19 protein-coding genes are annotated in these 26,999 nt (G+C 66.6%); 3 read left to right on the top strand and 16 right to left on the bottom strand.

Annotation, left to right across the window (positions count from 1 at the left end; translation table 11 throughout):
- Positions 1 to 17 precede the first annotated feature (17 nt).
- The 3 genes from secA to IFT67_RS00250 form a co-directional block, all read right to left on the bottom strand.
- The gene (gene secA / locus IFT67_RS00260) at positions 18 to 2,756 is read right to left on the bottom strand and encodes a preprotein translocase subunit SecA (RefSeq protein ID WP_192144592.1); all 2,739 of its coding nucleotides are present in this window, start codon (positions 2,754 to 2,756) and stop codon (positions 18 to 20) included.
- A gap of 97 nt (positions 2,757 to 2,853) precedes the next feature.
- On the bottom strand, positions 2,854 to 3,105 hold the full coding sequence (locus tag IFT67_RS00255) for a hypothetical protein (protein WP_192144591.1): 252 nt from the start codon (positions 3,103 to 3,105) through the stop codon (positions 2,854 to 2,856).
- A 35-nt stretch (positions 3,106 to 3,140) separates the two neighbouring features.
- Positions 3,141 to 3,629 carry an energy transducer TonB gene (locus IFT67_RS00250; RefSeq protein ID WP_192144590.1) on the bottom strand — a complete coding sequence of 163 codons (489 nt, stop codon included), beginning with the start codon at positions 3,627 to 3,629 and terminating at the stop codon, positions 3,141 to 3,143.
- Positions 3,630 to 3,745: 116 nt separating this feature from the next.
- On the opposite strand from IFT67_RS00250, the gene argJ reads away from it, so the two are divergent.
- Positions 3,746 to 4,966, top strand: coding sequence for a bifunctional glutamate N-acetyltransferase/amino-acid acetyltransferase ArgJ (argJ, locus tag IFT67_RS00245; RefSeq protein ID WP_192144589.1), 1,221 nt, complete (start codon positions 3,746 to 3,748; stop codon positions 4,964 to 4,966).
- Between the two features lie 13 nt (positions 4,967 to 4,979).
- Here the strand turns inward: argJ and IFT67_RS00240 are convergent, their stop codons facing one another.
- From IFT67_RS00240 to IFT67_RS00180, 13 genes are all read right to left on the bottom strand, one after another.
- Positions 4,980 to 5,303, bottom strand: a complete 324-nt coding sequence (locus IFT67_RS00240; RefSeq protein ID WP_192144588.1) for a hypothetical protein — start codon at positions 5,301 to 5,303, stop codon at positions 4,980 to 4,982.
- Between the two features lie 140 nt (positions 5,304 to 5,443).
- Complete coding sequence (gene trxA, locus IFT67_RS00235; protein ID WP_055877560.1) at positions 5,444 to 5,767, bottom strand: thioredoxin TrxA; 324 nt, start codon at positions 5,765 to 5,767, stop codon at positions 5,444 to 5,446.
- Positions 5,768 to 5,831: 64 nt separating this feature from the next.
- The gene (gene addA / locus IFT67_RS00230) at positions 5,832 to 9,260 is read right to left on the bottom strand and encodes a double-strand break repair helicase AddA (RefSeq protein ID WP_192144587.1); all 3,429 of its coding nucleotides are present in this window, start codon (positions 9,258 to 9,260) and stop codon (positions 5,832 to 5,834) included.
- A complete protein-coding gene (addB, locus tag IFT67_RS00225) occupies positions 9,244 to 12,204 on the bottom strand; it encodes a double-strand break repair protein AddB (RefSeq protein ID WP_192144586.1) in 2,961 nt (986 codons plus the stop codon). The genes addA and addB overlap by 17 nt, the downstream gene beginning before the upstream one ends.
- The gene (locus tag IFT67_RS00220; protein ID WP_192146280.1) at positions 12,197 to 12,895 is read right to left on the bottom strand and encodes a nucleotidyltransferase family protein; all 699 of its coding nucleotides are present in this window, start codon (positions 12,893 to 12,895) and stop codon (positions 12,197 to 12,199) included. The genes addB and IFT67_RS00220 overlap by 8 nt, the downstream gene beginning before the upstream one ends.
- A 53-nt stretch (positions 12,896 to 12,948) precedes the next feature.
- Positions 12,949 to 13,929, bottom strand: a complete 981-nt coding sequence (locus IFT67_RS00215; RefSeq protein ID WP_192146279.1) for an aminoglycoside phosphotransferase family protein — start codon at positions 13,927 to 13,929, stop codon at positions 12,949 to 12,951.
- Positions 13,926 to 14,369, bottom strand: coding sequence for a tRNA (adenosine(37)-N6)-threonylcarbamoyltransferase complex ATPase subunit type 1 TsaE (tsaE, locus tag IFT67_RS00210; protein WP_244647110.1), 444 nt, complete (start codon positions 14,367 to 14,369; stop codon positions 13,926 to 13,928). The genes IFT67_RS00215 and tsaE overlap by 4 nt, the downstream gene beginning before the upstream one ends.
- A 124-nt stretch (positions 14,370 to 14,493) precedes the next feature.
- Positions 14,494 to 16,857, bottom strand: a complete 2,364-nt coding sequence (locus tag IFT67_RS00205) for a sensor histidine kinase (RefSeq protein WP_192144584.1) — start codon at positions 16,855 to 16,857, stop codon at positions 14,494 to 14,496.
- 166 nt (positions 16,858 to 17,023) lie between these two features.
- Positions 17,024 to 20,128 carry a TonB-dependent receptor domain-containing protein gene (locus IFT67_RS00200; RefSeq protein WP_192144583.1) on the bottom strand — a complete coding sequence of 1,035 codons (3,105 nt, stop codon included), beginning with the start codon at positions 20,126 to 20,128 and terminating at the stop codon, positions 17,024 to 17,026.
- A 306-nt stretch (positions 20,129 to 20,434) separates the two neighbouring features.
- Complete coding sequence (locus IFT67_RS00195) at positions 20,435 to 21,826, bottom strand: amino acid permease (protein WP_192144582.1); 1,392 nt, start codon at positions 21,824 to 21,826, stop codon at positions 20,435 to 20,437.
- A 25-nt stretch (positions 21,827 to 21,851) separates the two neighbouring features.
- A complete protein-coding gene (locus IFT67_RS00190; protein ID WP_107962524.1) occupies positions 21,852 to 22,505 on the bottom strand; it encodes a GntR family transcriptional regulator in 654 nt (217 codons plus the stop codon).
- A 49-nt stretch (positions 22,506 to 22,554) separates the two neighbouring features.
- Entirely contained in the window at positions 22,555 to 23,553 is a 999-nt protein-coding gene (locus IFT67_RS00185) for a 4-hydroxyproline epimerase (protein WP_192144581.1), read from the bottom strand.
- A 5-nt stretch (positions 23,554 to 23,558) separates the two neighbouring features.
- On the bottom strand, positions 23,559 to 24,485 hold the full coding sequence (locus tag IFT67_RS00180) for a dihydrodipicolinate synthase family protein (protein WP_192144580.1): 927 nt from the start codon (positions 24,483 to 24,485) through the stop codon (positions 23,559 to 23,561).
- A 76-nt stretch (positions 24,486 to 24,561) separates the two neighbouring features.
- Between IFT67_RS00180 and IFT67_RS00175 the strand changes: the two genes are divergently transcribed.
- Positions 24,562 to 25,806 carry an NAD(P)/FAD-dependent oxidoreductase gene (locus tag IFT67_RS00175; protein ID WP_342450516.1) on the top strand — a complete coding sequence of 415 codons (1,245 nt, stop codon included), beginning with the start codon at positions 24,562 to 24,564 and terminating at the stop codon, positions 25,804 to 25,806.
- Entirely contained in the window at positions 25,803 to 26,978 is a 1,176-nt protein-coding gene (locus tag IFT67_RS00170) for a M24 family metallopeptidase (protein ID WP_192144578.1), read from the top strand. The genes IFT67_RS00175 and IFT67_RS00170 overlap by 4 nt, the downstream gene beginning before the upstream one ends.
- The last annotated feature ends 21 nt before the right edge of the window (positions 26,979 to 26,999 follow it).

Raw genomic sequence — 26,999 nt, 5'->3', positions numbered from 1 at the left:
CTTGAAAGCTCAGTCCCTCAAACAGCCCCGTGGCACTGCTTGTACTTGCGCCCCGACCCGCAAGGGCAAGGCGCATTGCGGCTGACCACGCCTTCCCAGTTCGCCGGATCTTCGCCGATATCGGCCTCCTGCGGCTGAGGGATCTGCAGCGGCGGCATCGTCGAGGTGATGTGGCCGCGTGTGCCAGCATCGAAATCGTTCGAGTTATCCTCCCCCGTGAACGGGTCGAAATGCGTCGTGATGAAGTCCGGCAGCTCGGGCAGCCCGACAGGCGCCTGCATCTGGAACTGCGCATGCGCGATCGTCTTGGTCACGTCCTCGCGGATCGTCTCGAGCATCCGCTGGAACAGCGAGAACGCCTCCTGCTTATACTCGTTGATCGGCGTCTTCTGAGCGTATGCGCGAAGATGGACGACCTGACGCAGCGCGTCGAGCGTCGCGAGATGCTCCTTCCAGTGATGGTCGAGGTTCTGCAACAGGATCGACTTCTCGACCGAGGTCCACGTCTCCGCATCGAGATCCGCCGACTTCTGCGCGATCGCCTCGTCCGCCATCGCGCGGACGCGCTCCTCGATCACCTCGGGGTCGACCGACTCCTCCAGCAACCATGCGTCGATCTGCGGCTCGAGGTTCATCACCTCGGCAAGCCGCGTCTTCATCCCCGCGACGTCCCACTGCTCGGGATACGAGTTGGGCGGGCACGCATCGCCGACGATCACGTTGACCGTCTCCGCGCGCATGTCGGTGACCACGTCGCCGACCGTATCGGCATCCATGATGTCCGCGCGCTGCTCGTAGATGACCTTGCGCTGCTCGTTCATCACGTCATCGTACTCGACGACCTGCTTGCGGATGTCGTAGTTGCGCGCCTCGACCTTCTTCTGCGCGGTCTCGATCGCCTTCGACAACCACTTGCTGCCGATCGCCTCGCCGTCCTCGATATTGTTGCGCATCATCTTGGCAAACAGCGTGTCCGGGCCGAAGATACGCAGCAGATCGTCGTCGAGGCTGAGATAGAAGCGCGACAGACCTGGATCGCCCTGACGACCCGAGCGCCCGCGCAGCTGGTTGTCGATACGCCGGCTCTCGTGCCGCTCGGTTCCGAGCACGAACAGACCGCCCGCGGCGAGCACCGCCTGCTTCTCCGCCTCGATCTCGATCGTGATTCGCGCCGCCGCCTCGTCATACTCGGGCGTGCCCTCGACCAGCTCGGGATGCTCGTCGAGCATGCGGAATTCGAGGTTGCCGCCGAGTTTGATGTCGGTGCCGCGGCCCGCCATGTTGGTCGCGATCGTCACCGCGGACTTGCGCCCGGCCTGCGCGACGATGTGCGCCTCCATCTCGTGGAAGCGCGCGTTGAGCACCTTGTGATCGACGTTCTCGCCGACCAGGAACTCGCTCAGCATCTCGGACTTCTCGATCGACACCGTGCCGACCAGCACCGGCTGACCCAGGTCCGCGTGATGCTTGATCTTCTTGGCGATCGCCGCGAACTTGTCCTTGGTGTCCTTGTAGAACTCGTCTTCCTCGTCGACGCGCTTCACCTCGACGTTGGTCGGGATGCTGACGACGTTGATCTTGTAGATGTCGTAGAATTCGGCCGCCTCGGTCGCCGCGGTGCCGGTCATGCCGCCGATCTTGGGGTACATGCGGAAATAGTTCTGGAACGTGATCGAGGCCATCGTCTGGTTCTCGGGCTCGATCTGGACGCCCTCCTTCGCCTCGACCGCCTGGTGCAGGCCGTCCGACCAGCGCCGGCCGTCCATCATGCGACCGGTAAACTCGTCGATGATGATAACCTTGCCGTCCTTGACGATGTAGTCGATGTCCGACTTGAACATCACGATCGCGCGCAACGCCTGGTTGAGGTGATGGACAACCTGCGTGTTCTCGAAATCGTACAGGTTCTGCCCCTCAAGCAGTCCGGCCGCCTCGAGCATCCGCTCGACCTTCTCGGTACCGTCCTCGGTGAGGATGATCGTCTTCTGCTTCTCGTCCTTGTCGTAGTCGATCGGCTCGAGCTGCTTCACGACCGCGTCGACCTGCATGTACAGCTCGGACTTGTCGTCGGTCGGGCCGGAGATGATCAGCGGCGTGCGCGCCTCGTCGATCAGCACCGAATCGACCTCGTCGACCACCGCGAAGTTGAACGCGCGCTGCGTCATCGCGCTGCGCTCGTACTTCATGTTGTCGCGCAGATAGTCGAAACCGAACTCGTTGTTCGTGCCATAGGTGATGTCCGCGGCATAGGCAGCGCGGCGTTCCTCGTCGGACAGGTTCGGGATGATGACGCCGATCGTCATGCCGAGGAAGGTGTAGACCTGCCCCATCCACTCCGCGTCGCGCGCCGCGAGGTAGTCGTTGACGGTGACGACGTGGACGCCATCGCCGGGCAGCGCGTTGAGGTAGGTCGCGAGCGTCGCGACGAGCGTCTTGCCCTCGCCGGTGCGCATCTCGGCGATCTCGCCGCGGTGAAGGACGATGCCGCCGACCATCTGCACATCGTAATGGCGCTGGCCGAGCACGCGGTGCGCGGCCTCACGGACCGTCGCGAACGCCTCGGGGAGCAGGTCGTCGAGCTTCTCGCCCTCTGCGAGCCGCGCGCGGAACTTGACGGTCTGCGCAGAGAGTTCCTCGTCCGACATCGCCTGGAGCGACGGCTCGAACGAGGCGATCTTGGCGAGGATCGGGTTGAGCGACTTGACGTAGCGGTCGTTGGACGAACCGAACAAGGATTTGGCGAGGCCACCGAACATGGGCTGATTTCCTGAATTTGAGACGCGGCGGCACACGGTGGCACGCACGCGGAAAATGAGGGGCGGCCTTGGGGCCGGAGAGATCAAGTGCGCGACGCTATTCGCGCCGACGGCTCGCCCAGATCGGGGTCATGCTGACCGCGATGACCTGCACTGCCGCGAAGACAGCGACGTCCTCTAGCGAGGCCAGCGCGGCGACCGGCCGCTCTCCAATTTTCGCGACGGCAACCTTGGCAGCCTGCGCGCAAACGCTGCCCTGCGCTACGGCCTGCGCGGACTGACCACGCACACCCGGTACCGCGCCGGTCAGCGCGGACAGGAGGGCGGAGAGGAGAAGCAGCAGGTTCATGCGGTACCGGCTGTATGCGAGCGCGTGCCATAAATCTACCGTTCGTCTCGCGGCAGCGCCCATCGAACGCGCGGCATGTCGACACGCGAGGCGATGGCACGATCTTTCGCGTCGCGCGCGGGGGTGAATTCGCCGTGCCGGACCGCCGCGCGGCACGTTCCGCTATCGAGTGAGTTGGTCCCACTTCCCGTTACGACCTCGCACGCCTCTACCGATCCGTCCGAGGCCACCAGCAATGCGACCTTCACGGCGCCTTCCCTGCCGTGTTGCATAGCGGACCTGGGGTAGTCATCGGGACCGAACCAGTCCGCATAACGCCCGACCGGCCGCGCTGGCGTGGCGACAACGGGTAGGTCGCGCGCGATCGTGGTCGGGATCGGCGCCCGCCACAAGCGATAGCCGCTACTGGCAATCAGCACGACGCATGCTGCGAAAGCGAAGCCGAGCGCGGCTATCACCGCGACGACGACAATCATCACGCGGGTGCTGCTGCCGTCAAACCGCGCACCAGGTGCCGCGCTCATGTCCTGGTCGATCATCCTGCGTCCGCCTCTCCACCACCTTGGACACCGACGGACGTCAGCGGGTCAAGCGCAACCGGCGATCTTGCCGACCGGAACGCAGAGACTATGAAGGCGGCATGCAGACCTCGCCCCTCGCCTTGCCCTTCCCCGCCGCCCCTTCGATCGACGGAGTCGCGCTGCATGTCGCGCGCGCGCAGTACAAGACGTGGGATCGGTGCGACCTTACGTTCGTAACGCTTGATCCCGGCACTGTGGTTGCGGGCGTGCTCACGACCAGCAAATGCCCTTCGCCCGAAGTGGAATGGTGCCGCGCAGCGCTAACGCTAGGTCAGGCACGTGCGCTGGTCGTGAACGCGGGGAATTCTAACGCCTTCACCGGCTCGCGCGGCCGGGCGGCGGTCGAAGCGATCGCGGCGCGAACGGCGGCACATCTCGGGTGCCAGCCTTCGGACGTGTTCGTGTCCTCGACGGGCGTGATCGGCGTGCCGTTGCCGATCGACAAGGCCGAGGCCGGATTGGACGCCGCGTTCGCCGCGGAACCCTGCGGCTGGGAGGATGCCGCCGCGACGATCATGACGACCGACACCTTCACCAAGGGCGCGGTGACGACCGCGGTGATCGGCGATCGCACTGTCTCGCTGGTGGGGATCATCAAGGGCTCGGGGATGATCGCGCCGGACATGGCGACGATGCTCGGCTTCATCTTCACCGACGCCGCGGTCGAGCCGGAATTCCTGCAGGCCGCGCTGTCGAAGGCGAACGCGCCGAGCTTCTCGTGCATCACCGTCGACAGCGATACATCGACCAGCGACACGGTGCTTGCCTTCGCAACGAGCAAGGCTGGTAACGTCGCGTTAGCTGACAACGACAGCGTAGGCGCGGATGCGTTCCGTGCGGCATTGGCGGACCTGTGCCACCAACTCGCGATGCTTGTCGTCCGCGACGGCGAAGGCGCGCAGAAGCTGATCGAGATCCAGGTGACCGGTGCCGACAGCGACCGCAGCGCACACCGCATCGCGATGAGCATCGCCAACTCGCCGTTGGTGAAGACCGCGATCGCCGGCGAGGACGCCAACTGGGGCCGCGTGGTCATGGCGGTCGGCAAGGCCGGCGAGCCCGCAGATCGGGACACACTCTCGATCCGCTTCGGAAATACTCAGGTTGCCGAGGGTGGCTTGGCTCTAAGCGGCTATGACGAAGCACCGGTAGCTGCGCACCTGAAAGGCCACGAGATCGAAATAGGCGTCGATCTTGCGCTCGGCGAGGGCAAAGCCACGGTGTGGACCTGCGACCTTACGCACGGCTACATTTCGATCAACGCCGACTATCGGTCGTGATCACGACAGCAAACTAGAGCGCGTCGATCGCGAGAATCCTCTCGACCACTACCATGCCGGGAAAGGCGCCTTCGTGCCCAAAGCATGACGACCGTCCGAAGGAGTCGCGATCATTGCAATTCATGTTCAGCGTCTCGGCCTCCACGAACCGGACGCGATAGGCATGCGGCGTCATAACCTCGGCAATGCGGTCCGCTAAATTGGCGCGGACGAGAGCTTCCCTCCGGTTTATCTCCAGCCAGACACTCGAACGCGAAGCGGGAATGACCGCCAACGTCGTGGCACGGTCAAAAAATTGCTGCCCTTCGAACGTGTCGTACCAAACGCCTTCGTACATCCGAGTCGGCTTCAGCGGAATACATGCCCGGATCATGGCAGTGTGGTCTTGGCGTCGACGCGCTGCCTCACACGCGTCTGACTTATATAGGTCAGACGATGACGGCGCTGCCGCCAAAAGCAGCGGCGCCGTCATTAACATCAGGCCAGTTCGCCTTCGAGCCAAGCCTTCAGCCGGCCCTTGGGCTCTGCGCCGACCTTGGTCGCTGCCGGTGCGCCGCCCTTGAACAGGATCATCGTCGGAATGCCGCGGACGCCGTACTTGCCGGGCGCGTCGGGGTTCTCGTCGATGTTGAGCTTGGCGATCGTCACCTTCTCGCCGAGTTCTTCCGAAATCTCCTCAAGCGACGGCCCGATCATCTTGCACGGGCCGCACCATTCCGCCCAGAAATCGACGAGCACGGGGCCGTCGGCGTTCAGTACGTCCGCATCGAAGCTGGCATCGGTGATCTGCTTGGTCGCCATCGTGAATTCTCCTTGGTTGAGTCGTATCTAAGGTCGCTCGCGTGTACGCTCAACCACCGGGGGGCTAGCTTTGCTCCGTGGGCCGATAGTGCGGCTTGTTCGCGGCCAGCGTCTCGTCGTTCAGCACGATCAACCGCGGTCCGGCCGTGTACAGCAAGGCGGCCTCGACCGACCGCCCCGGGAAGATCACGCTCAAGGCTTCGGCATAGGCCGCCATCTGCTTCAGATGATATTCCGGCACGTCGTCGAGCCCGCGCGGTGCGCGACGGCCGGTCTTGAAGTCGACGACGCGGATGCGGTCGGGCTCGATCAGCAGGCGATCGACCGTCCCCGACACGACCATGCCGTTCGCGAGGGTCGCGGCGATCGGCGCTTCGGCCAACGTATCCGCGCTGAAAAGCTCGGCGAAGCGCGGGTCGTCGAGCACTGCGACCACGCTCCGCACGATTTCGGACCGTGCTGCGGCATCATCGACGCCGCCTGCTTTCGCCAGCCAGCGATCGGCTGCCGTCGCGCGGTCGGTGACGGCAACCGCCGGCAGCCGCTCGAACAGCGCATGGATCAACCGGCCTCGCTCCGCTGCAACGCGCATCGCTGGCGTCGGCGGTGGATCGGACACCGCGTCGTCACCCAGCGCAGACGGTGACAGCGGACGAGGCGGACGCGCTTCTTGCGGTGCGGGTTCATGCGCCCATCCCGGTAGCTGCGCATTTGGCGCACTCTCGACCGATGCCGAAGCCTTGGCGATCACCGCAGGCTGAGGCTCGACCCCGGCAAACGTCCTGGCGCCCTCGCCCACTTGGACCTCAAGCGCTGTCAGGGCCCGATCGGACGCGGCGTACCAGCTGTTCTCCGGCGGCACCCCCTTCGCGCGCGGCCCGAGCGCACCGGCGATCACCAGCCGCTCTTCGGCGCGCGTGGCGGCGACGTAGAACAGCCGCCAATGCTCCTCCAGTTCGCGCTGTTCGGCCGCCGATACGACCGCATCGAGCGGTCCGCCGCGCTCGCTCGACCGCGGGCGGAACACCGGGATCGGCGCGGCCCCAGGCTCGGGCGCCCATTTAAGGATCGAGCGCGGCGCCGCCGACGGGTCTGCGGTCGCGTCCGCCAGAATGACGAGCGGCGCCTGCAACCCCTTCGCGCCGTGTGCGGTCATCACCCGGACCGCATCGAGCGGCGCCGACGGATCGCGGACGATCTCGACGTCGCCGCGGTCGAACCAGTCGAGGAAACGCTGCAACGACGGTGTCGTCGTGCTCTCGAACGTCAGCGCGGCGTTGAGCAATTCCTCGATCGGATCGCGTGCCTCAGTTCCCAGTCGGCGGATCAGTTTGCGGCGACCGTCGAGCGGGCCCGACAGCAGCTCCTCCAGAAACTGGTACGGCGTGGCGATATCCGCGCGCGCCAGCATCGCCAGCAATGGCGCGAGCCGCGTCGCGGGTTGCGTGCGTTGCAGGTGGCGCCAGAGCGGCCCGGCCTCGCGCGGTGCCGCTGCCATCAATTCGTCCTGCGTCCAGCCGATCAGCGGGGACACGAGCAACGCGGCGACGCTGAGATCGTCCTCCGGCTGCAACACGAAGCGGATCGTCGCGAGCAAATCCTGCACCGCGAGCGGCGCGTTCAGCCGCAGGCGATCGACGCCCGCCACCGGTACGCCCTCGGCATACAGCCGCGCGACGATCAGCGAGGCGAGATCGCCGCGGCGCTTGACCAGGATCATGACGTCCTCGGGCCGCAACCGCCGCCCCTTGCTCTCCAGCATGCGCCCGGTGTCAGGGGCGAGCCAGCCCTTCACCGCGCGCGCGATATCGCTGGCGAGTTTGCGGACCGCATCGTCGACCCAGCCCTCTTCGTCGTCCTCGCTGCCGCCAGCCGACACCGGCGGCCACAAGGTCACGGTGCCCGGCCCGGCGACCTCGCTGGCGTGCGGTTCCGTAGTCTCGATACCAAGCCCCGGTTCGCCGATTGCCTCAATAGCTGCGTCAACAAACTCTAGAACGGGCAGCGTCGACCGAAACGAATGCGTCAGCGACAGTGCCGATAAAGGTAAGCCCCGCTCGTTCTCGGGCCAGTCGTCGTGACCAAACGCCTCTTCGGCGCGCCGGGAGAAAGATATCTGCGCGGCTTCGAACTGTCGCGGGTCGGTGCCCTGGAAGCCGAAGATCGCTTGCTTGTAATCACCGACCGTAAACAGCGTCCGCGTCGATGGCGCATAGATACCGCGGCCGACGAAGAACTCGTCGGCCAGCGCGCGGACGATCCGCCACTGGTGGCCGTTGGTATCCTGCGCCTCGTCGATCAGCAGATGCTCGGTCGCCTGGTCGAGCTTGTAACGCACCCACTCGCCGATCCCCGGCTGGTCGAGCAGCGCCACCGTCGTCGCGATCAGGTCGTCGAAATCGACCGCCCCCGCGCGTCGCTTGGCCAGCGCGTACCCCCGCGCGTAATCACGCCCGACCTCCAGCCCGTCGGCGAGCAGGTCGCAATAGGTGGCGCGCTGGACCATCGACAGCACGTCGGTGCACGCCTCGCCCAGATCGCGCGCGAGGATTTCGTAGTCGGGCTCGGCATCGATCAGTTTCTTCGAGGCTTTGCGCTGCGTGCCCGTGCCGGTGAGCACGACGCTGGCGAGCTCGTCCAACGTCGCCGCGCGATCCTCGGAGTCGAGCCAGCGTTGGACGGTTGCCGCTGCGGCCTGCCCGGTGGCGGTCCCCCAGGCGCGGTTGGCCGCAGCAATGCGCGCGATTGCGTCGAGGTCGAGTGCGTCGCACCACTCCGTGATCGCTTCGTCGATGTCGCCCGACGGCAATCCGAGTTCGCGACGGAGCCATGGCTGGATCCCGACTGGCAACGCCTCCAACGCTGGCAGCGCACGCGCGCAGGCGAGCAGGAACGCCTCCGCCCCGCCCTCGCCCATCCGCAGCGACAGGCGGCCGACGATCTCGACCGGGCGTTCGCGGCCTTCGCGCTCTGCGTCCGACAGCATCGACGCCAGCGCCTCGCGTGCCAAGCCGGCTTCCTCGCGTGCCTCCAGCGGTCGAAAGCCCGGCGTCAGCCCGGCTTCGACCGGAAACGCCGCCAGCAACCCTTGGCAGAACCCGTGGATCGTCTGGATACGCAGGCCCCCGCCCGGCGCGTCGAGCACCTTGGCGAACAGGGTGCGGGCGCGGCCTCGCAATGCTTCGGACGTGCTCTCGCCCAGCGCGTCGAGATCCTTCGCCAGAATGGGGTCCGGCATCCGCACCCATGCGGCGAGCCGGCCGTTAATGCGCTGGGCCATCTCGGCCGCGCCCGCCTTGGTGAAGGTCAGGCACAGGATCGCGCCGGGATCGACACCGCGCAACAGCAGCCGGAACACGCGGGCGGCCAGCACCTGTGTCTTGCCGGTGCCGGCCGACGCGGATAGCCACACGTGCGAGGCCGGGTTGCTCGCATCGGCCTGCGCGCCCCGCAGTCGGGGCAGCGTGGCGAGCGCGTCACCGCTCACGGCCATACCATTCGTCGCGTCGCATCAGCTGGTCATACTCGGCATAGGGGGCGTATTCGGGCACCAGTTTCGCGGTGAACGCGGCGCTGCCGGTCAGCCATTCGCCGACGACTTCGGTGAAGTTGTGCGCGGCGATTGCCGTGAATTCGGCGGTCGGGATCTTGTCGCGCTTGCCCTCGGGATCGACCGGGCTCTCGATATAGCCGAACGCGTCGCGCTTCTTGCCGAGCGACCAATATTCGAACGCGCCGGCGGTGCCGCGCACGTCTTCGAACCCGCCGCGTTCGGCGATCAGGCCGAGCAGCCCGAGTTGCAGGCTGTAGCCGGCGCGCACCGCGGTCGGTGAAGGCGGCTTGCCGGTCTTGTAGTCGATCACCGCGAGGCGTCCGTCGGGGAGCTTGTCGATGCGGTCATAGCGACCCGACAGCGTCACGCCGGCGATCTCGATCTTGCCCTTGCCCTCGGCACTGGCAACCGTCCGGCCGTCCTCGCCTTGCGCGACGATCGCGCCCGCGATCCAGTCGATCGCCTCGAGCAACCGCGGTTGCCAGAGCGCACGCATCATCGGATGGGTGCGCTCGTCGTCGAGCATCGCCTTCGCGCGCATCCGCAGCGTGTCGACGGTGCAGTTGTCCTGCTTCCACCATTGCTCGAGGATGTCGTGCACCGCCGTCCCGCGCCACGCAGCGCTGGGGTCCGCGTCGACCGGATCGAGCGGCATCAACCCGAGCACACGGCGCGCGTAGAAGGCGTAGGGGTCGGCCTTGAGCCGATCCACCTCGGTGACGGAGATGGCTTTCGGACGCAGCAGCGCAGGCGGCGACGGCGCGGGGCGATCGGCCGGCAAATGTTCGCCCGGATCGTCTAGCGCGCGCGTCCAGCCTTCCAGCGCGGACGCCCTCTCGAACCGATCGCCCGCGAGCGCCTGCAACCGCAACCAGAGCCGCGAGGCCAGAGCGGGTGACTTCGCATCCCTGCGTGCCCGCGTGACGACCGCGCGAGGTGCGCCTAACGCCTGCGCAAAATCATGCGCCGCCGTGCCGACACGCCGCTCCAGGCCGGGCAGACCCAGCTCCATGCGGATGCGCGGCGCCAGCCAAGGATCAGGCGCAGGCCGGCCGGGCCACACGCCTTCGTTCAGCCCGCCGAGCACCATGACGTCCGCGGTCTGCAACCGCGCTTCGATCAGGCCGTAGATCGCAAGTCGCGGGTGGCCGCCCGGTGCCGGCCGCACCGCCACTTCGTCGAGCAACGTTCGCAACAGTTGTGGCAGCTCGCGCGGATCGATCCGCGGCGGCCCGGCCGGCGCTTCGGCTTCCAGATCGGCGAGGAACTCCGCCGCCGCACGCCCTGCGAGGCCGGACCAGAGATTGTCGCCGCACAGGCTCTGCGCCGTCTCGCGCAGGCAGGCGAGCACCGATGCCAAGGGTTGCGGCCCCTGATCGAACGCGTTCGCCAGCGGCGTCAGCAACGGCTGGACGTCGGCCCACCATGTCGCCGCCGTGCCCTTCCGCTCCTCAAGATGCCCGGCGATCCCCCCGAGTCCCGCTGCCGGTCGTGGGCCGCGCAACCGTCGGTCGAGCGCGCGTGCGCCGTCGAGCCATAGCAAGCGATCCTCGCCTGCACGGACCAGCGGGTGCTTCAGCAACGCCAGCAATGCGAGCGGCGAGAAGCGCTGCGCCGCCGCTTCGGCCAGCGCGAGCAGGAGCGTGCCCGGTGGCAGGATCGACAAGGGCCGCCCTGCGCTGTCGTCGATGCCGATGCCCCAGCGTCCGAGATGCGCTGCCACGCGCCGTGCGAGCGCGCGATCCGGCGTGACGAGCGCGGCGGTCCGCTCGGGCACTTCCAACGCCTCGCGGAGGACCAGCGCTATCGCCTGCGCTTCCTCTGCTGGCGTTGCGAGTTCGGCGGCGGTCACGCCCTTTAGCCGGCGATCCTCCGCCGCGATCTGTGTCCATTTGCCGGTGAAGTCCGCGGGTGCGAGGGCGTTGGCGATCGCCCGGCCGCGCGCGGGGTCGGCGTCATGTCCGCCACCTTCGCGCCATGTCTGTACCTCGCCACGGGCGACGCCCATGCGCAGGAGCATCAGCTTGGCGTCGAACTGCGGATGCGTTTCGATCGAGCGGCGCGTGAGGCCGGTGACCGGGTTCGGATCATGCGGGCCGAGCGCGTCCCATTCCTCGTCCGGCAGCGCCAGGTCGAGGCCGGCGAATACTACCATGCCCTGCGGCATGTCGGCGATGCAGCGGAGCAAACGCGCGACTGCTGGCGCGGAATCGGTCACGCCCGCCGCACAGACGATCCCGGTCGGCGGCGCATTCCGCCAGCGCTGGGCGAGCCGGTCGAGCAACGCCGAGCGCCGCGTCGCCGCATCGACCCGCTCCAGCCGCGCGAGTTCGCCGGGCCAGCGTTGCAGCACGATCTCGAACGTTGCCAGCGCACGCCGCCAATGCTCGGTGAGTTCGGGGCCAAGCTCGATATCGCGTAACTTGGTCGGCGGTACCTCCTCGACGAGCAACTGATCAAGCGTCCGTGCGAGTTCGCCTGCGAGGCGCACCGCTTCGGCGGCATCGACCGGATGGCCTTCGCGCGCGCGCTCTTCCGACACCAGCCGCGCGAGGATCATGCGGCGCTGATAGGGGGGCACGGCAGGCAGCGGCGGATCGATATCGTCCGCGGGATCGAGCGCGGCGCTGACCGCCTCGCCCATCTCCGGATCGCCCAGCGCCACCAGCCGCGGCAAGACGAGCCCACCGCCGCTCGCGCGGACGAACGCTTCGGTGACGGCCTTCACCGCGCGGTTGTTTGGCAGGACGACGAGCGCACGGGCGAGCGCCAGCGGATCGCGCCCCACCCGCCGGGTCAGCCCAGCGACGAGCGCATCCGCAAACGCCCGGTGCGCTGGGATCGTGTAGAGCGTCGGACGAGCCGCCGTGGCGACGTCAGCCATCCGCAAGGATCGCCTCGGTCTTCGGGATCGCGGCGGGCGTCCCGACGTCGAACCACAAGCCCTGGTGGACCTGACCATAGGCGCGCCCGGCGGCGATCGCGCGGTCCCAGAAGATGTTGGTCGAGAACGGCCCCTCCGGCCAGTCGGCGATCAGGCGCGGGTGCAGGATCTGGATGCCGGTATAGGCGAACGGCGCGACGCGGCCGGGCTTGCGGCGGCCAGCGATCCGCCCGTCGCTGCCGAGATAGAAATCGCCCATGCCGCCGTGATTGTTCGCGCGCGCGAGCGGCACCATCAGCAACAGCGCGTCCATCTTCGCGTCGTCCCAGCGCGACGCGAGCAGCCTGATCGCGTCGACCGGCCCGTCGATCCAGAGGTTGTCGCTGTTGACGACCAGCACCGGCGCATCGCCGAGGAGGCCGCGCGCCTGGACGAGCCCGCCGCCCGTCTCCATCAGCATTTTCCGCTCGTCGGAGATCACCACGTCGATCCCGTCGAACCGGTCGGTGACGTGCGCCTCCAGCGTATCCGCGAGATAATGCACGTTGACGACCGCGCGCTTGATCCCGGCGGCCTGCAACCGCTCGAACACGTGATCGATCAACGGCTTGCCCGCGACCTTGACCAGCGGCTTGGGTCGCGTCGCGGTCAGCGGGCGCATGCGCTTGCCCAAGCCGGCGGCCATCACCATCGCCGTCTCCGGCACGACGCCGCGAGGGACGGGCCGGATCGTCTGCTGGCGGCTCACGCGCTCAAGGCCAGCGGATCGCCGCGCAGCGCGGGCGGCACGTTCGCGGCGAACCACGCCGCGACCGGCGCCATTACCGGCTGCGCCAGATCGCGCTCAAGATACGTCCACACACGCGGGCACATCGTCGCGTAATGCGGCTTGCCGTCGCGCTTCCACAGCCGCGTGAAGATGCCGAGGATCTTCGCATTCCGCTGCGCGCCGAGCACGTGATACGCGTTCATGAAGGCATCATCAGTCTCTGGCCCCGCATCCGCCGCCGCACGATATCGCTCCAGCATCGCGGCCTCGACTGCCGAATCGACCGTCCGCCGCGCATCCTGCAACAGCGACACGAGGTCATAGGCCGGATGCCCCGCAAGCGCGTCCTGAAAATCGAGCAGTCCGAGCGAGCGCGCCGGACCGACCAGCATCAGGTTCTCGGCATGATAGTCGCGCAAGACCGTGACAGGAGTCTCGGCAATGGCATGGTCGAACACCGACTCCCAAGCCGCGTCCCATCCTGCGAGATCAGGCTCGATCCCAACCGCGGGGCAATACCATTCGACGAATAGCCCCGCCTCGCGCTTCAGCACCGCGCGATCATAGGGGGCGACCGGCCCAGCCGGCTCGGCACGCAACCGCACCAGCAAGTCGATCGCCGGCGCATACAGCGACAGTTCCTCCTCCGGTGAAGCATCGACCGCCTCGCGCAGTCGATCGTCGCCGAAATCCTCGATCAGCACGAGCCCCTGGTCGAGATCGCACGCTAGAATAGCGGGCGCTGCGAAGTCACGCTCGACCAACCACTCGGCGACCGCGATGAACGGGCGGGGATCTTCGTGCGGCGGCGGCGCGTCCATCAGGATGGCTTGCCGCCCGCTCTCGACTGCGCGGAAATAGCGGCGGAACGAGGCGTCACCGGCGACCGGGAGGATCTCCGCACCTCCCCAGCCATGGGCGTCGAGGAAAGCGGCGGCGCCGGGCGGCGGGGTCATGTCGGCCATCGCGACCTCCAAGCTTCCGGCACGCCGATAGTCAAGCCGCGCGTGCCGTCCGGCTCGATCGTCAGGCTGAGCCGAAGCGCATCCGGCCAGTAATCCGGGCCTGCGCGCCCGGGCCATTCTACGAGCAGCAGCGAATCGTAGCGCGCATCGTCGAGCGCCAGTTCTTCAATCTCTGTCGGGTCGTAGATGCGGTAGAGGTCGACGTGGACGACGGGGAAGCGCACTTCGGGCGGCTCATAGGGCTGGACGATCGCGAAGCTGGGCGATGGCGCTTCGCCGGCTAGGCCAAGTGCGGCGAGAAGACCCCGGGCGACGCTGGTCTTGCCGGCGCCGAGCGTGCCTTCGAGGGTTATCACGTCGCCGGGGCGGACACGCTCGGCCAACAGCGCGCCGAACGCTTCGGTCGCTTGCGGATCGGGTAGGCGGATCATGTGCATTAGCCCTCTCCCCCTCGGGGAGAGGGTTGGGTGAGGGGCTGTTCCGGGCGATGCGCTGCTTGGCGGCCCCTCACCCCGACCCTCTCCCCGGAGGGGAGAGGGAGCAGAAGATACGCCCTCATCGACGCGGCAATTCTACGGTGATCAGCGTGCCGGCGCCGGGTTCGGACACCAGCTCGATCGTACCGCCGTGCGCTTCCACGAACTGCTTCGCCAACGGCAACCCCAACCCCAAAGCGCGGTCCCCCATAGGCTTCGACTCGGCGAACCGATCAAACGCATGCGCCACCGCCTCCGCATCCATCCCGACACCATCGTCCGACACAACGATCCGCGCCGACGTCGCATTGCCGTCGGTATGCAACAGCACCCGCCCGCCATCCGGCGTCGCCGCGACCGCATGTCGCAACAGATGCTCGACGACCTCCTTCAGCCGCTTCGGGTTGCCGTTCACGCGGCCCGTCGACCGCGCGACCTCGATCGCGAAATCGAGTTTGCGTCGCTTGGCCGATGGCAGGATCGTCTCTGCCGCCGCGCGCACGGTGGTCGCGAGATCGACGTCGCTGCGATCGGTTTCCGCACGATCGCTCTCCGCGCGCGTCAGGTCGAGCACGTCGTCGACCAGCAACCCCAGCCGCTCGACGGACTCGAGGATCGCCCCGACATAGCCCTCGGCCTGCGGCGTCAGCGCGCCGGCATATCCGCCATGCAGCATCTCCGCGAACCCGCTGATCGAGGTCAGCGGCGTGCGGAGTTCGTAGCTCATGTTGGCGACGAACGCGGTCTTCACCTTGTCGGTCGCTTCGAGCGCGTCTGCCCGGTCGCGCAACGCCTGCTCCGCGCGACGGCTGTCGGTGATGTCGAGCATCGTGAAGAGCGCGTTCCCATCGGGTAACGGCACGCCAGCGAACTCGAAATGACGCCCGTCGGCGAACGCCACGCGTCCACCGCGCTGTTGCCGCCCGACCGTCGCCGACCGCACCAGATCCGGGATCAACGCCGACCGTCCGGGCGTCGCGAGCTTGGCGCCAGCCGCTTCGGCAAACGCATCGACGCGGGGGTGCGAGGCGAGGAACTCCTCCTCCAGGCCCCAGAGCGCGCGGAACCGGTTGTTCCAGAGCTGCAACCGACCGTCTGCTGCAAACACGCCGAGCGCCTCGAACAGGTTGTCGAACGTCGCGGTGCGCACCCGCAGCAACGTATCGCGCGCGCTGGCGAGCTGGACCTGCTCGGTGCGATCCTCGAAGATCAGCAACAGGCCGCCGTCCGGTAAGGGCTGCGCGACGACGCGAAGATGCGTGCCGCCGCGGAGGTGCCAGTTCTCCTCCATCGCGCCGCCACCGGGCGAGCCGCTGGTCTGCATGAACCAGTCGCGGCGCTCCGCCTTCCAGCTCGGGAAGTCGCGGACCTCCGGCAGGCGGTTGGCCTCGCGCATCCGTTCGAGCACGCGATCGAACTCGGGGCGATCGGCGAGCCATTCGCTGCGCATCGCGAACATCCGCCGGAACGGCTGGTTGCAGAAGACGAGCGAGCGATCACCGCCGAACTGCGCCACGCCCGCCGACAGACGGTCGAGCATCGCGCGCTGGGCTTCGGCGAAGCGCTTCGCTCCCGACCGCGCCTGCTCCAATTCCTCGATATCGATCGCGAACCCGGCGACGCCGCCGCTCGATAACGGCACGTCGTAGATCTGCAACGACCGCCGCGCGCCATCGATCGTCGCCGGCAAGACCTGCCGATGCGGCCGCCCCTGCTCGCGCGCGACCGCTGCACCAGCCAAAGGCCCGCCGCGTCCCGATCCCTCCACCAGTTCAAGTCCACGCGCGACGACGTCGGCGGCATCGCGCCCCTCGACCGCATCGACATACGCCGTATTGACCATCGCCAGCCGGAGATCGGTCGCGCGGTACCACATCGGCATCGGCGCCGCCTCGATCAGCCCGGTCAGCGATTCATACGCGGCACCCAGCCGCTCGGTCTCGGCGCCGAGCCGCGCGATCTCCGCCTCGCTGTCGGTCGCATCGAAGGCCCAGAGCAGTACCGCGCCTGCCGCGCCCATTTCGCCCGGCGCGCGGCCGCCGCGAAACGTGATCGCGCGGGTCGACCCGATCAGCCTGACCGAACGAACGAACGGCCGCCCCGACCGCTGCGCCGCGGTGATGTCGGCAATCAGCCGCGCGGCGTCTTCGGGAGAGAGTCCCGTCCCGCCAGCCGCTAGCTCGGCGAGTGACCGAGGCGGCGTATCCAGGCCAAGCCAGTCCGCCATCCGCTGCGTCATCTCGATCCGCCCACCCGAACGGATCACCGTGACGAGCGCGGGCGAACCGTCGAGCAGCGCCTGCATTTCCGTATTGGTCTCGACGGTATCCGCCGCCGACGCCCGTGCACGCAGTCCCAGGAACAGCAGCGCACCACCCGCCACGACAAACGCCAGCAGGAGCGCGCCCGCCAGCATCACGACGCCGAAGCCGAGCGTGATCATCGCGGAGACGACGGGGTGCGAAGCAAGGTCATGATCCTCGTCTAGGACAGATCGAACCTCACGGGGAAGCCATCCGATCCGAAAACCTTCAACATACGAAAAGGCGGGACCGGTGGTTACCAGCCCCGCCTCGTAGCGAGTGTGTCCTTCGTGACGCCGGCAAAGCTTAGAGCTTCACCGAAGCCCCGATGTACATCGCGCGACCGATGTTGTCATAGATCGCATCGCCGTCGCCGTTGCCGAGCAGGCCGTAAGGCGGCTTCTTGTCGGTCAGATTGTCGACGCCGCCGTACAGCGTGAAACGCTTGTCGACATCGACCGATGCGCGAACCGCGTGGTAGAACACCTTGGGGAAGTACACGACGTCGGCATAGTTCGGGTTGAGCGCCGGAACGCCGTTGGTGTCGTGCTGCGCTTCCCAGTCGGTGATCGACTGACGACCGATGTAGCGAACCTGATAGCCGAGCGTGAAGTTCTTGTGCGTCAGGTCGACCGATGCGTTGACGTTCCAGATCGGATCGCCGAGCTCGCCCTTGACCCGATCGGGCCGGCCTGGCTCGTCGAGATACGGGAAGTCGGTACGGTCGCGGACCCACGTACCGACGACACGGACCGCCGCCTTGGTGTCCGCGCCGAACCGGCGGTTGTAGCTCGCGTCGAAATCGATGCCCTTCGCCTTCAGCGCGGCAAAGTTGACCGTGCTCTGCAACAGGGCTGGTCGTGCGAACAGACCGTTGGCCTGGCGCGGATTGATCAGGCTGCAGAAGCTGTTGCCAAGCGTCGGAGCGTCGTAGCACGCATCCAGGATGGTCTGTGCGTCGACCGCCTGGATGACCTTGTTGATCTTGATGTCATAGTAATCGACCGTGAGCGCAAAGCCCGGGAGGAAGCTCGGCTGGAAGATCGCTCCATAGGTCCAGCTCCGCGACTTCTCGGCCTGCAGACTGGGGTTGCCGCCCGACAGGATCTCCGTGGAGCCTGCGCGTGCCACGCTGTTGACGAAGTTCGTGGGGACGCCCGCTGCCGCGCAGTTCGCCGCCCGCGTCGACCGGCCAGTGTTGATGAAGTTGACGTCGCACGGATCCTCGAGCTGCGCGAAATCCTGGCTGTTCGAGGCGTACAGATCGCCGAGGGTGGGTGCCCGGACCGATCGGGAATAGTTCACGCGGAACTTGATGTCGTTAATCGGCGCGTAGATCCCGCCGAAATTGTAGGCGTAGACGGTTCCCGTGGAGCCCTTGTAGTCGGCGACGCGACCCGCCGCGTTGACCGTCAACTCCTTGGCGAAGCTGATATCCTTGAGCAGGGGAATTTCCAGCTCGCCATACGCTTCCTTCACGGCAAACGCCGGCGGACGGAAGTCGGGGATGACGTTGAAGAACGTGTCGCCGCCCTTGATCGTGTCGTCATAGGCCGAGAACGCAGTCTCGCGACGATACTCGCCGCCGACCGCGAACCGGACAGGACCGCCCGGCAGTTCGAACAGCTGCGAGCTGTCGCCGACGATGTTGCCCGTCACATCGAATTCGGTCGCCTTGCCGCGGCTGGTCGAGGTCGTGTTGATGTAGTTCAGTGCAGCCTGGCTGGCGCGCCCTTCACCCAGGATATCGAGCGGTGCGCACGACGGATCCACGACAGTCGCCTGGTTGATGCGGCACACGATCTGGCCCGCACCGTTACGGACCGAATCGATGGCGTTGTAGAAGCGCGACTGGAACTGGTTGTTGTAGAACTTCGAATTCGTGCGGAATTCGCCATAGTTCACCGAGAAGTCGTACTTCCAATCGTCGTTGAAGTTGCCCTCGGCACCGACAACGATCCGATACGTATCACGGCGATCCGCCTCGTCGCGCGTCCCCAGGTCGGAATTGTTGCGGTTGAGACGGAAATACTCGGAACCGGCGGGCATCAACGAGCGGATCGTCGCCGCAGCCTGAGGATTGAGGAACGCGTTGTCGAAGGCGATCGGGATACCACCGGCGAGATACGTCTCACCTTCGGCATCGGCGCCCTGCGTTCCGCCCTGGTTGAACGTACCCGTCGCCTGCGCGAAGCTCTCGACACGAACGAACTTCGCCTCGAAAAATGGCTTGAACGCGTCCGACACGTCGTAATGGCCGATCAAATTTGCGACGTAACGCTTTAACGAAGGGTTCAGCGTACCCTTGTCGCGCAAGGTAGCGCCGCTGCCGTTCTGATTGTTGTTGTTACCGACGGGCCGCAGGTCCGTTCCGTAATTATATTCGGACAACGCGCCGGTCGGACTGAAGCCGAATACGCGTGGCGCGCCGTTCGCGCGACAGGCTCCCGCGACGTCGTTGCAACCGAGTAAGTTACCATTGGCGTAGGGAATGAAGTTGCCGCCATTGTCATAGCCGAAGCTGCGAATACCGTTCAGGAACGTGCGCTGCGGCTGGCCCGACGCGTTGGTCGCGACGCGCTGGAACTGGCTGCGACCGGCGTAGATGCCCGTCAGTTCGGGGCGGTCGGCATAGGTAAGCAGGTCGGCCTGATTATACTCAAGGCCGAGCGCGATGTTGCCACGACCCTCGGCGAAATTCTTGCCGAACGTGCCCGACAACCGGTACGTGCCGCGGTTGCCGCGGTCGGCGATCCCGCTCTGGGCGTTGAGCGACACGCCGTCGAAATTGCGCTTCAGCACGAAGTTGACGACGCCTGCCATCGCGTCCGAGCCATAGACTGCCGAGCTACCGCCGGTGACGATGTCGACGCGGTCGATCAGATCGGTCGGGATGGTGTTGGTATCGACGAGGAACTCGCCGGTCGAACCCGTGATGTGGCGGCGGCCGTTGACGAGCACGAGCGTACGCGATGGCCCAAGGCCGCGCAGATCGAGCAGGTTGATGCCGGCGGTGCCGATGAACTGCGTCGAGTTCGCCTGGCTGTAGGTCGAGCGCAGCGACGGCAGGTCGTTGAGCACGTCGCCGATGACGATCGCGCCAGTCCGCGTCAGATCGGCCTGGGTCACCGTCGTCACCGGGATCGGCGAATTGAGCGTCGGGCGCGCGATACGCGAACCGGTCACGACGATCTCGCCCCCCGCATTCGCGTCTGGTGCAACCGTCTGCGCTACCGCGCCAGTCGTCGTATCGGAGCCAACCGGGGCAGCGGTATCGGTGCCCGGAACCTGCGTCTGCGCGTCTACGGGCGTTGCCGTCTGCGCTGCGGCTGGAACCGCCGAGGCCAGTACGAACGCGACCGTGGACGCCGTAACGAACAACCCGGACTTCCGGATCGAGATGCCAACCATACTAAAGAACCCTCTGAACCTAAGCGTTTACTATGGGTCGGAAGGACACCTTTCCTGTCGGTTTTTCAATCCGGGTAGCAAAACATTACAAATATGTTGCAGAGCTGCAACACGGATGCGTAACGAAAATCCACGCCCCGTGGCGATGGGCATGGCTTTCCAAAGCCCGCCCCGCGCGTCCCCGAAAATCGATAGCGATCGGACCCGGATGGGCCGTCGACCGGGGCGCGGCGGAAACACCTGCCTGCCCGGCGGCGTTACGCCGAAGCTGATGCAGGCGGGGCGTCGGGCTGGCTGCTGCCGGGGTCAGGCAGCGCTGTTGCGGCGGCCGTATGCAAAGTACAACGCCAGCCCGGCGGCATTCCAAATCACGAAGCGCGCGAGCGTCGAGACCGGCAGGCTCGCAAGCAGGTACAGGCAACCGAGCACGGTGACGGTACCGACGACGTACGCGGCCGGGCAACGGAACAGCCGCGGCCGGTCCGGCGCGGTGCGGCGCAGGACCATCAGGCACACGCCGACCGAGATGAATGCGATCAGCGTGCCCGCATTGGCGAGCTCGGCGATCTCGTCGAGCCGGAAGAACCCCGCGACCGCAGCGATGGACAGGCCGGTCAGCAACGTGATCAGCGTCGGCGAGCCGGTCCGCTTGCTCACCTTGGCGAGACCGCGCGGCAGCAGACCGTCGCGCGCCATCACGAAGAAGATCCGGCTCTGGCCGTACATCATCACCAGGATCACCGACGGCAACGCGATCACCGCCGCCAGCGCGATCAGCTGCGCCGCGAACGGCTGGCTCAGCTGGCGCAGGACCAGCGCCAGCGGCTCGGGCGAATTAGCGAGTTGCGTGAACGGCAGCGCGCCGATCGCGCTGACCGCCACCGCCATGTAGATCACCGTGCAGACCAGCATCGAGCCGACGATCCCGATGGTCAGGTCGCGCTTCGGGTTCTTGGTTTCCTCCGCCGAGGTCGCAACCGCATCGAAGCCGTAGAACGCGAAGAATACGATCGCCGCCGCCGCCATCACGCCGCGCTGGTGCCCGTCAATATCGGTCGAGACGAAGCCGTAAGGCATGAACGGATGCAGGTTGTCGGCCTTGAACGCGGGCGCGGCGTAGATGACGAAGATGGTCAACGCGACCAGCTTGATGACGACCAGCACGATGTTCAGCGTCGCGCTTTGCCGTGTGCCGAGGATCAGCATCCCCATAACCGCGAGCGACACCAGCACCGCTGGCATGTTGACGATACCGCCACCGTGCGGGCCGACCAGCAACGCGTGGGGCAGATGTATCCCGATCGCCTCGATCCAACCGACCAGATAGCCCGACCAGCCGACCGCGACCGTCGAACAAGCCAGCGAATATTCGAGGATGAGGCTCCAGCCGACCACCCAGGCGATACCCTCGCCGAGCGCCGTGTAGCTGAAGGTATAGGCACTGCCCGCCGCCGGGATCAGCGTCGCGAGTTCGGTGTAGGCGAGCGCTGCGCACGCGCAGATCACGCCGCAGATCACGAACGCGAGGATGACCCCCGGCCCCGCGCGCTCGGCTCCTACGCCGACCAGCGTATAGATGCCGGTGCCGACGATGGCGCCGACACCGAGCGCGATCAGATGCGGCCAGCTCAGCGTCTTGGCGAGACTGTGTTCCTGGCTATGGGCAGACGATTCGATCGATTTACGCGGTCCAAACATTACCCATCCCCGGAAGATATGATCGTTATTCGCGCGCTGTGTCGAACTGCATGCGCAGATCGGTGAGCGTCGATTGAATGTGGCTCGTCAGCAGCGTCAGCATGCGCACGTCGTCGCGTGCCAGCCACGCGTCGAGCAACTGCCGATGCTCGAGATGCGCGCGGTCCTCGCGCCCCGCCGGCCGCAGATGCGCGACGACATACCGTTCGGCGAGGATCGCGAGCCGCTCGACCATCTGCGTCGTCAGCAACCGGCGCCCTGGCCGGACCAGCGCGGTATGGAAAATCCGATTGCGGATCGCGACCTCCGCGAGCCGTTCGCTCGCCGCGCTGTCGAGTTCCTCGAACGCGAGCGTGGCGATCGCGCGATCCTCGTCGTTTGCGACGGTCGAGGCAAAGGCGGCGGCCTGCGGCTCGATGCTGAGACGGAGGGCGAAGATGTCGTCCGCCTCGTCCGCCGACATCGGCTGGACCGCATAGCCACGGTTCGCGTGGCTGGTGAGAAGGCCTTCCTGCTCGAGCCGGGCGAGTGCCTCGCGCAACGGAATCTTGCTGACGCCGAGTTCGGTCGCGAGCGCGTCCTGACGGATCGCGGTATGGCCTGCGAGCTTGCCGGTGACGATCTGCTCGCGAACGATCTCGAACACCTGTTCGGACAAGGTGCGGACGACGATACTCATGACGGGACGGCTCCGAAAACGGGAATACCGCACCGGCATAGCCGAAGTGTCATGAAACTTGGAAACCTTCCCAGAACGGATCCTCGCGATCGATCCAGATCGTGTTGAATCCGGTCGCGATGGCCGATCCTTCGATAGACGGGATGATCGCCGCGGTATCGCCGAGCGTGGTTTCGGCTTCGACCCGCCCGATGAAGCGGCTGCCGATATAGCTTTCGTGGACGAACCGGTCGCCGACGGACAGCCGGCCACCGTCCGCCAGATGCGCGAGCCGTGCCGACGTTCCGGTACCGCACGGGCTGCGGTCGATCGCCTTGTCGCCGTAGAACACGGCGTTACGGCCATCCGCGCCGTCGCTGCGCGGTACGTCGGCCCACAGGACATGGCTGACGCCGCGGATCGTCGGGTCGAGGGGATGGACCGGTTCGAACACCGCCCGGACCGCCTCGCGGACACGACCGCTGAGCGCGACGATCTCGGCCGCGCCCAGCGCGTCGAGGCCGGTATAGCGCCCCTGCGGCTCGACGATCGCATAATAATTGCCGCCATATGCGACATCGATGCTGAGCGGACCGATGCCCTCGACATCAATGTCGATCCCGCGCGCCGCGACGTAAGCGGGGACGTTGGTGATCCGTACCGACGTCACCTTCGCCCCCGACGTCTCATACGCGACGTCGATGATGCCGGCGGGCACTTCGATGCGCAGCCGGCCTGGTATCGCCGGCTGGATCAGCCCGTGTTCGAGGCCGAACGTCACCATCCCGATCGTGCCGTGCCCGCACATCGGCAGGCACCCGCTCGTCTCGATGAACAGGATGCCGATATCGGTATCGTCGCGCGTCGGTGGATACAGGAAGCCGCCCGACATCATGTCGTGGCCGCGCGGTTCGAAGCAGAGTCCGGTACGGATCCAGTCGAACCGCGCCAGGAAATCCTGCCGCCGCTCCGACATTGACGCGCCCTTCAGCAACGGTGCCCCGCCCGCGACGAGGCGAACCGGATTGCCGGCGGTGTGGCCGTCGATGCAGAAGAAGGTGTGGCGCATGGCTGTCAGGCCGAAGCCAGCACGGGCTCGGCGGCCGCAAGCGTCGGCCGCGTCGCCGCTGCCTGCTCGACCATCGCGATCACTTCGGCCCTGCGCGCACCGACCAGCGGATAGCGTGGCGGCAGAACCCGCTCGGAACCGCGACCCATGACCTGCTCGGCCAGCTTGATCGACTGGACCAGGTCATGCTCGGCATCGAGATGGAGCAGCGGCATGAACCAGCGATAGATCTCCATCGCCTTGGCATGATCGCCACGCTGGAATGCGTTGACCAGCTCGACCGATTCCCGCGGGAACGCGTTGGTCAGTCCGGACACCCACCCCTGCGCACCGAGGAACAGCCCTTCGAGCGCGACGTCGTCGAGGCCCGCGAACAGCACGTACCGATCACCGAAAGCGTTCTTCACGTCGGAGAAGCGCCGCGTGTCGGGTGCGGATTCCTTGACCGCGACGATGTTCGCGACGTCGACCAGCGCGGCAAGCACCTCGTTGTCGATCAGCGTGCGATACGCGGGTGGGTTGTTATAGAGCATGATCGGCAGGCCGACCTGCTGCGCCACGCCCTTGAAATGCTCGACCAGCTCGTGCGGCTTGGGCACATAGACCATCGGCGGCAACAGCATCAAACCGTCTGCACCGACCTTCTCCGCGGCCTGCGCATAGCGGACCGCGCGGCGCGTATCATATTCCGAGACGCCGGTGATGACCGGCACGCGCCCGGCAACGGCCTCGACGATCGCGGTCAGCACTTCGACCTTTTCATCATATTCGAACGAGTTATTCTCGCCCACCGTGCCGAGCGCGATCACCCCGGTCACGCCGTCGCGGATCAAGTCGTCGACGACGCGTTGGGTATCCGCGAGATCGACGGTCAGGTCCTCGCGGATCTGAGTCGTTACGGCCGGAAATACGCCCTTCCATTCGACAGACATTCGGTATCGACCTTCCTGTATTTCAAGATATATATCGTATACGAAAATGATTGATGCGGTGCAACAGGAGAATGACGTGGCGGCAATCGGACCGACGGTTGGAATAGTCGGCGGCGGCGTGGTCGGCCTGTGCTGCGCCGTGGCATTGCTCGATCGCGGCCACGCGGTGAGCGTGTTCGAACGCGACGCGGATTACAACGCGGCATCCTGGGGCAACGCCGGGCACATCGCGGTGGAACAGGTCGAGCCGCTCGCTTCGCCCGCCGCGTTGCGCTCGGTCGGCAAGCGGTTGTTCGGCGTGGGAGGCGCGCTCGCGCTGCCGCCATCGATGGCAGCGCACTGGCTGCCGTTCGCCGCACGGCTGATCGCTGCATCGACGCCGTCGCGGTTCGCCGCGGGAACGGCTGTGCTGACGCCGCTACTGGCCGGCGCGATGCCCGCCTGGCGCGCGCTGGTGGAGACGCTGGGCGCGCGGGACCTGCTGGGGGAGGACGGCCATGTCGTCGTCTGGGATACGCCGCTACAGGCACAAGCGGGTCGCGAACGCTGGTCCCGGACCGCGATCGGTACGGCACGGATCGAGGACGCCGAGCCCGCGTTGCTCGACCGGCTTGGTTTCCTCGCCGATCCGGTCGGCGGCGCGATCCGGTTCACCGGCAGCGGGCAGATCGATGACCTCCACCGCCTCGCCCTGACGCTGGAGGCTGCCGTCGAAGCACGCGGCGGCCGGATCGTTCGACAGGACGTGCGGCTTGCCGACGATGACGGGCGGATCGTCATCGCCGGACACAAGGTCGACCGCGTCCTCGTTACCGCTGGTGTCCGGTCGCGCGCCCTGCTCGAACCGCTCGGCTACCGCGTGCCGATGATCGCCGAGCGCGGCTATCATATCCGTGCCCGCGCCGACGGCTGGCCCGCCGACCTGCCGCCAGTGGTGTTCGAGAATAGGTCGATGATCGTCACGCGCTACGCCGACTGCGTGCAGGCTGCCAGTTTCGTCGAGCTGGGCGATCCCGATGGTCCGCCCGATCCGCGCAAGTGGGCGCGGCTGGAGCATCATGTCCGCGCACTCGGCCTGCCGATCGAGGCGCCGTTTACGCGCTGGATGGGCGCGCGCCCGACGCTACCCGATTACCTCCCGGCGATCGGCCGCTCGACCGGACGCGCGAACCTGTATTATGCGTTCGGGCATCAGCATCTCGGGCTGACGCTGGCACCGGTAACCGCGCAACTCGTCGCCGCACTGATGACGGGCGAGCAACAGCCGCTGCTTCGGCCCTTCGATCTCAATCGCTTCGGCAAAAAAGGACGGCACGTATGACCATCGGCGGATCCACTGCAGCCGACGAACTGGCCACCCTCACGCCCTGGGCCAACCCTGCGCCGCGGATCGCCGGGGCCGAACGCACCGTACGCCTCGACAAGGCGCGCGCGCTTACCGAGGCGGCGGGTGCCGACGCGATCCTGATCGGCGCAGGGGCGAGCCTGCGCTATTTCGCGGGCGTCCCCTGGGGCGCGACCGAGCGCCTGGTCGCACTGTTGCTGCCCGTCGACGGCACGCCGATCCTGATCTGCCCACGCTTCGAACAGGGTTCGCTTGAGGCGGCAGTCGAAATCGGCGCCGATCTGCGCCTCTGGGAAGAAGACGAAAGTCCGTACGCGCTGGTCGCCGACGCGGTCAGCGGTCGGCTGTTGCTCGATCCGCAACTTCCCTACGGCATGGCGACCGCGCTCGCCGCCACCGGTCTTGATCTCGGCGACGGCGCGTCGGTGATCGACGCGTGCCGGATGATCAAGAGCCCCGCCGAACTCGCATTGCTCTCGCAAGCCAAGGCGATGACCCTCGAAATCCAGCGCCGCGCCGCGCGCATCCTCCACCCCGGCATCGCCGCCAGCGCTGTGATCCGCTTCATCGACGAAGCGCACCGCGCGATCGGATCCTCGGGTTCGTATTTCTGCGCAGTGCAGTTCGGGCTTGCGACCGCCTTCCCGCACGGGCTTCCTGGGGACCAATATCTCGAGGAGGACCAGCTCGTGCTGATCGACACCGGCTGCCAGGTCGAGGGGTATCATTCCGACATCACCCGCACCTATGCGTTCGGCCAGGTCGGCGACGAGGCGCGCGCGATCTGGGATATCGAACACGAGGCGCAAGCAGCCGCGTTCGATGCCGTAAGCCCCGGCGTCCCGTGCGAGGCGATCGACGCCGCCGCCCGCATAGTGCTGGAAAAAGCCGGGCTCGGTCCGGATTACCGCCTTCCCGGCCTGCCGCACCGTACCGGGCACGGCATCGGCCTGTCGATCCACGAACCCGCCTATCTGGTCCGCGGCGACCGCACGCCGCTCGCACCGGGCATGTGTTTCTCGAACGAGCCGATGATCGTAATACCGGATCGCTTCGGGATCCGGCTGGAGGATCACTTCCACGTCACCGAAGGCGGCGCGGCATGGTTCACCGAACCGCAGCCCTCGATCGACCGCCCGTTCGGTTGAGAACCGGCAGCGCCTGATCGC

It is taken from the genome of Sphingomonas sp. CFBP 13728, from assembly GCF_014841895.1.
In the GTDB taxonomy this organism is placed as follows: domain Bacteria; phylum Pseudomonadota; class Alphaproteobacteria; order Sphingomonadales; family Sphingomonadaceae; genus Sphingomonas.
This window is presented reverse-complemented; position numbering and strand designations above follow the sequence as displayed.

Excerpts from the sequence above, each read along its gene's own strand:
- argJ (WP_192144589.1), top strand. The coding sequence starts at position 3,746 with ATGCAGACCTCGCCCCTCGCCTTGCCCTTCCCCGCCGCCCCTTCGATC.
- tsaE (WP_244647110.1), bottom strand. The coding sequence starts at position 14,369 with ATGATCCGCCTACCCGATCCGCAAGCGACCGAAGCGTTCGGCGCGCTG.
- IFT67_RS00250 (WP_192144590.1), bottom strand. The coding sequence starts at position 3,629 with ATGAGCGCGGCACCTGGTGCGCGGTTTGACGGCAGCAGCACCCGCGTG.
- IFT67_RS00185 (WP_192144581.1), bottom strand. The coding sequence starts at position 23,553 with ATGCGCCACACCTTCTTCTGCATCGACGGCCACACCGCCGGCAATCCG.
- IFT67_RS00170 (WP_192144578.1), top strand. The coding sequence starts at position 25,803 with ATGACCATCGGCGGATCCACTGCAGCCGACGAACTGGCCACCCTCACG.
- IFT67_RS00200 (WP_192144583.1), bottom strand. The coding sequence starts at position 20,128 with ATGGTTGGCATCTCGATCCGGAAGTCCGGGTTGTTCGTTACGGCGTCC.
- IFT67_RS00255 (WP_192144591.1), bottom strand. The coding sequence starts at position 3,105 with ATGAACCTGCTGCTTCTCCTCTCCGCCCTCCTGTCCGCGCTGACCGGC.
- IFT67_RS00220 (WP_192146280.1), bottom strand. The coding sequence starts at position 12,895 with ATGGTGATGGCCGCCGGCTTGGGCAAGCGCATGCGCCCGCTGACCGCG.
- addA (WP_192144587.1), bottom strand. The coding sequence starts at position 9,260 with ATGGCCGTGAGCGGTGACGCGCTCGCCACGCTGCCCCGACTGCGGGGC.
- IFT67_RS00190 (WP_107962524.1), bottom strand. The coding sequence starts at position 22,505 with ATGAGTATCGTCGTCCGCACCTTGTCCGAACAGGTGTTCGAGATCGTT.
- IFT67_RS00240 (WP_192144588.1), bottom strand. The coding sequence starts at position 5,303 with ATGTACGAAGGCGTTTGGTACGACACGTTCGAAGGGCAGCAATTTTTT.
- addB (WP_192144586.1), bottom strand. The coding sequence starts at position 12,204 with ATGGCTGACGTCGCCACGGCGGCTCGTCCGACGCTCTACACGATCCCA.
- trxA (WP_055877560.1), bottom strand. The coding sequence starts at position 5,767 with ATGGCGACCAAGCAGATCACCGATGCCAGCTTCGATGCGGACGTACTG.
- IFT67_RS00195 (WP_192144582.1), bottom strand. The coding sequence starts at position 21,826 with ATGTTTGGACCGCGTAAATCGATCGAATCGTCTGCCCATAGCCAGGAA.
- IFT67_RS00180 (WP_192144580.1), bottom strand. The coding sequence starts at position 24,485 with ATGTCTGTCGAATGGAAGGGCGTATTTCCGGCCGTAACGACTCAGATC.
- IFT67_RS00205 (WP_192144584.1), bottom strand. The coding sequence starts at position 16,857 with ATGATCACGCTCGGCTTCGGCGTCGTGATGCTGGCGGGCGCGCTCCTG.
- IFT67_RS00215 (WP_192146279.1), bottom strand. The coding sequence starts at position 13,929 with ATGACCCCGCCGCCCGGCGCCGCCGCTTTCCTCGACGCCCATGGCTGG.
- secA (WP_192144592.1), bottom strand. The coding sequence starts at position 2,756 with ATGTTCGGTGGCCTCGCCAAATCCTTGTTCGGTTCGTCCAACGACCGC.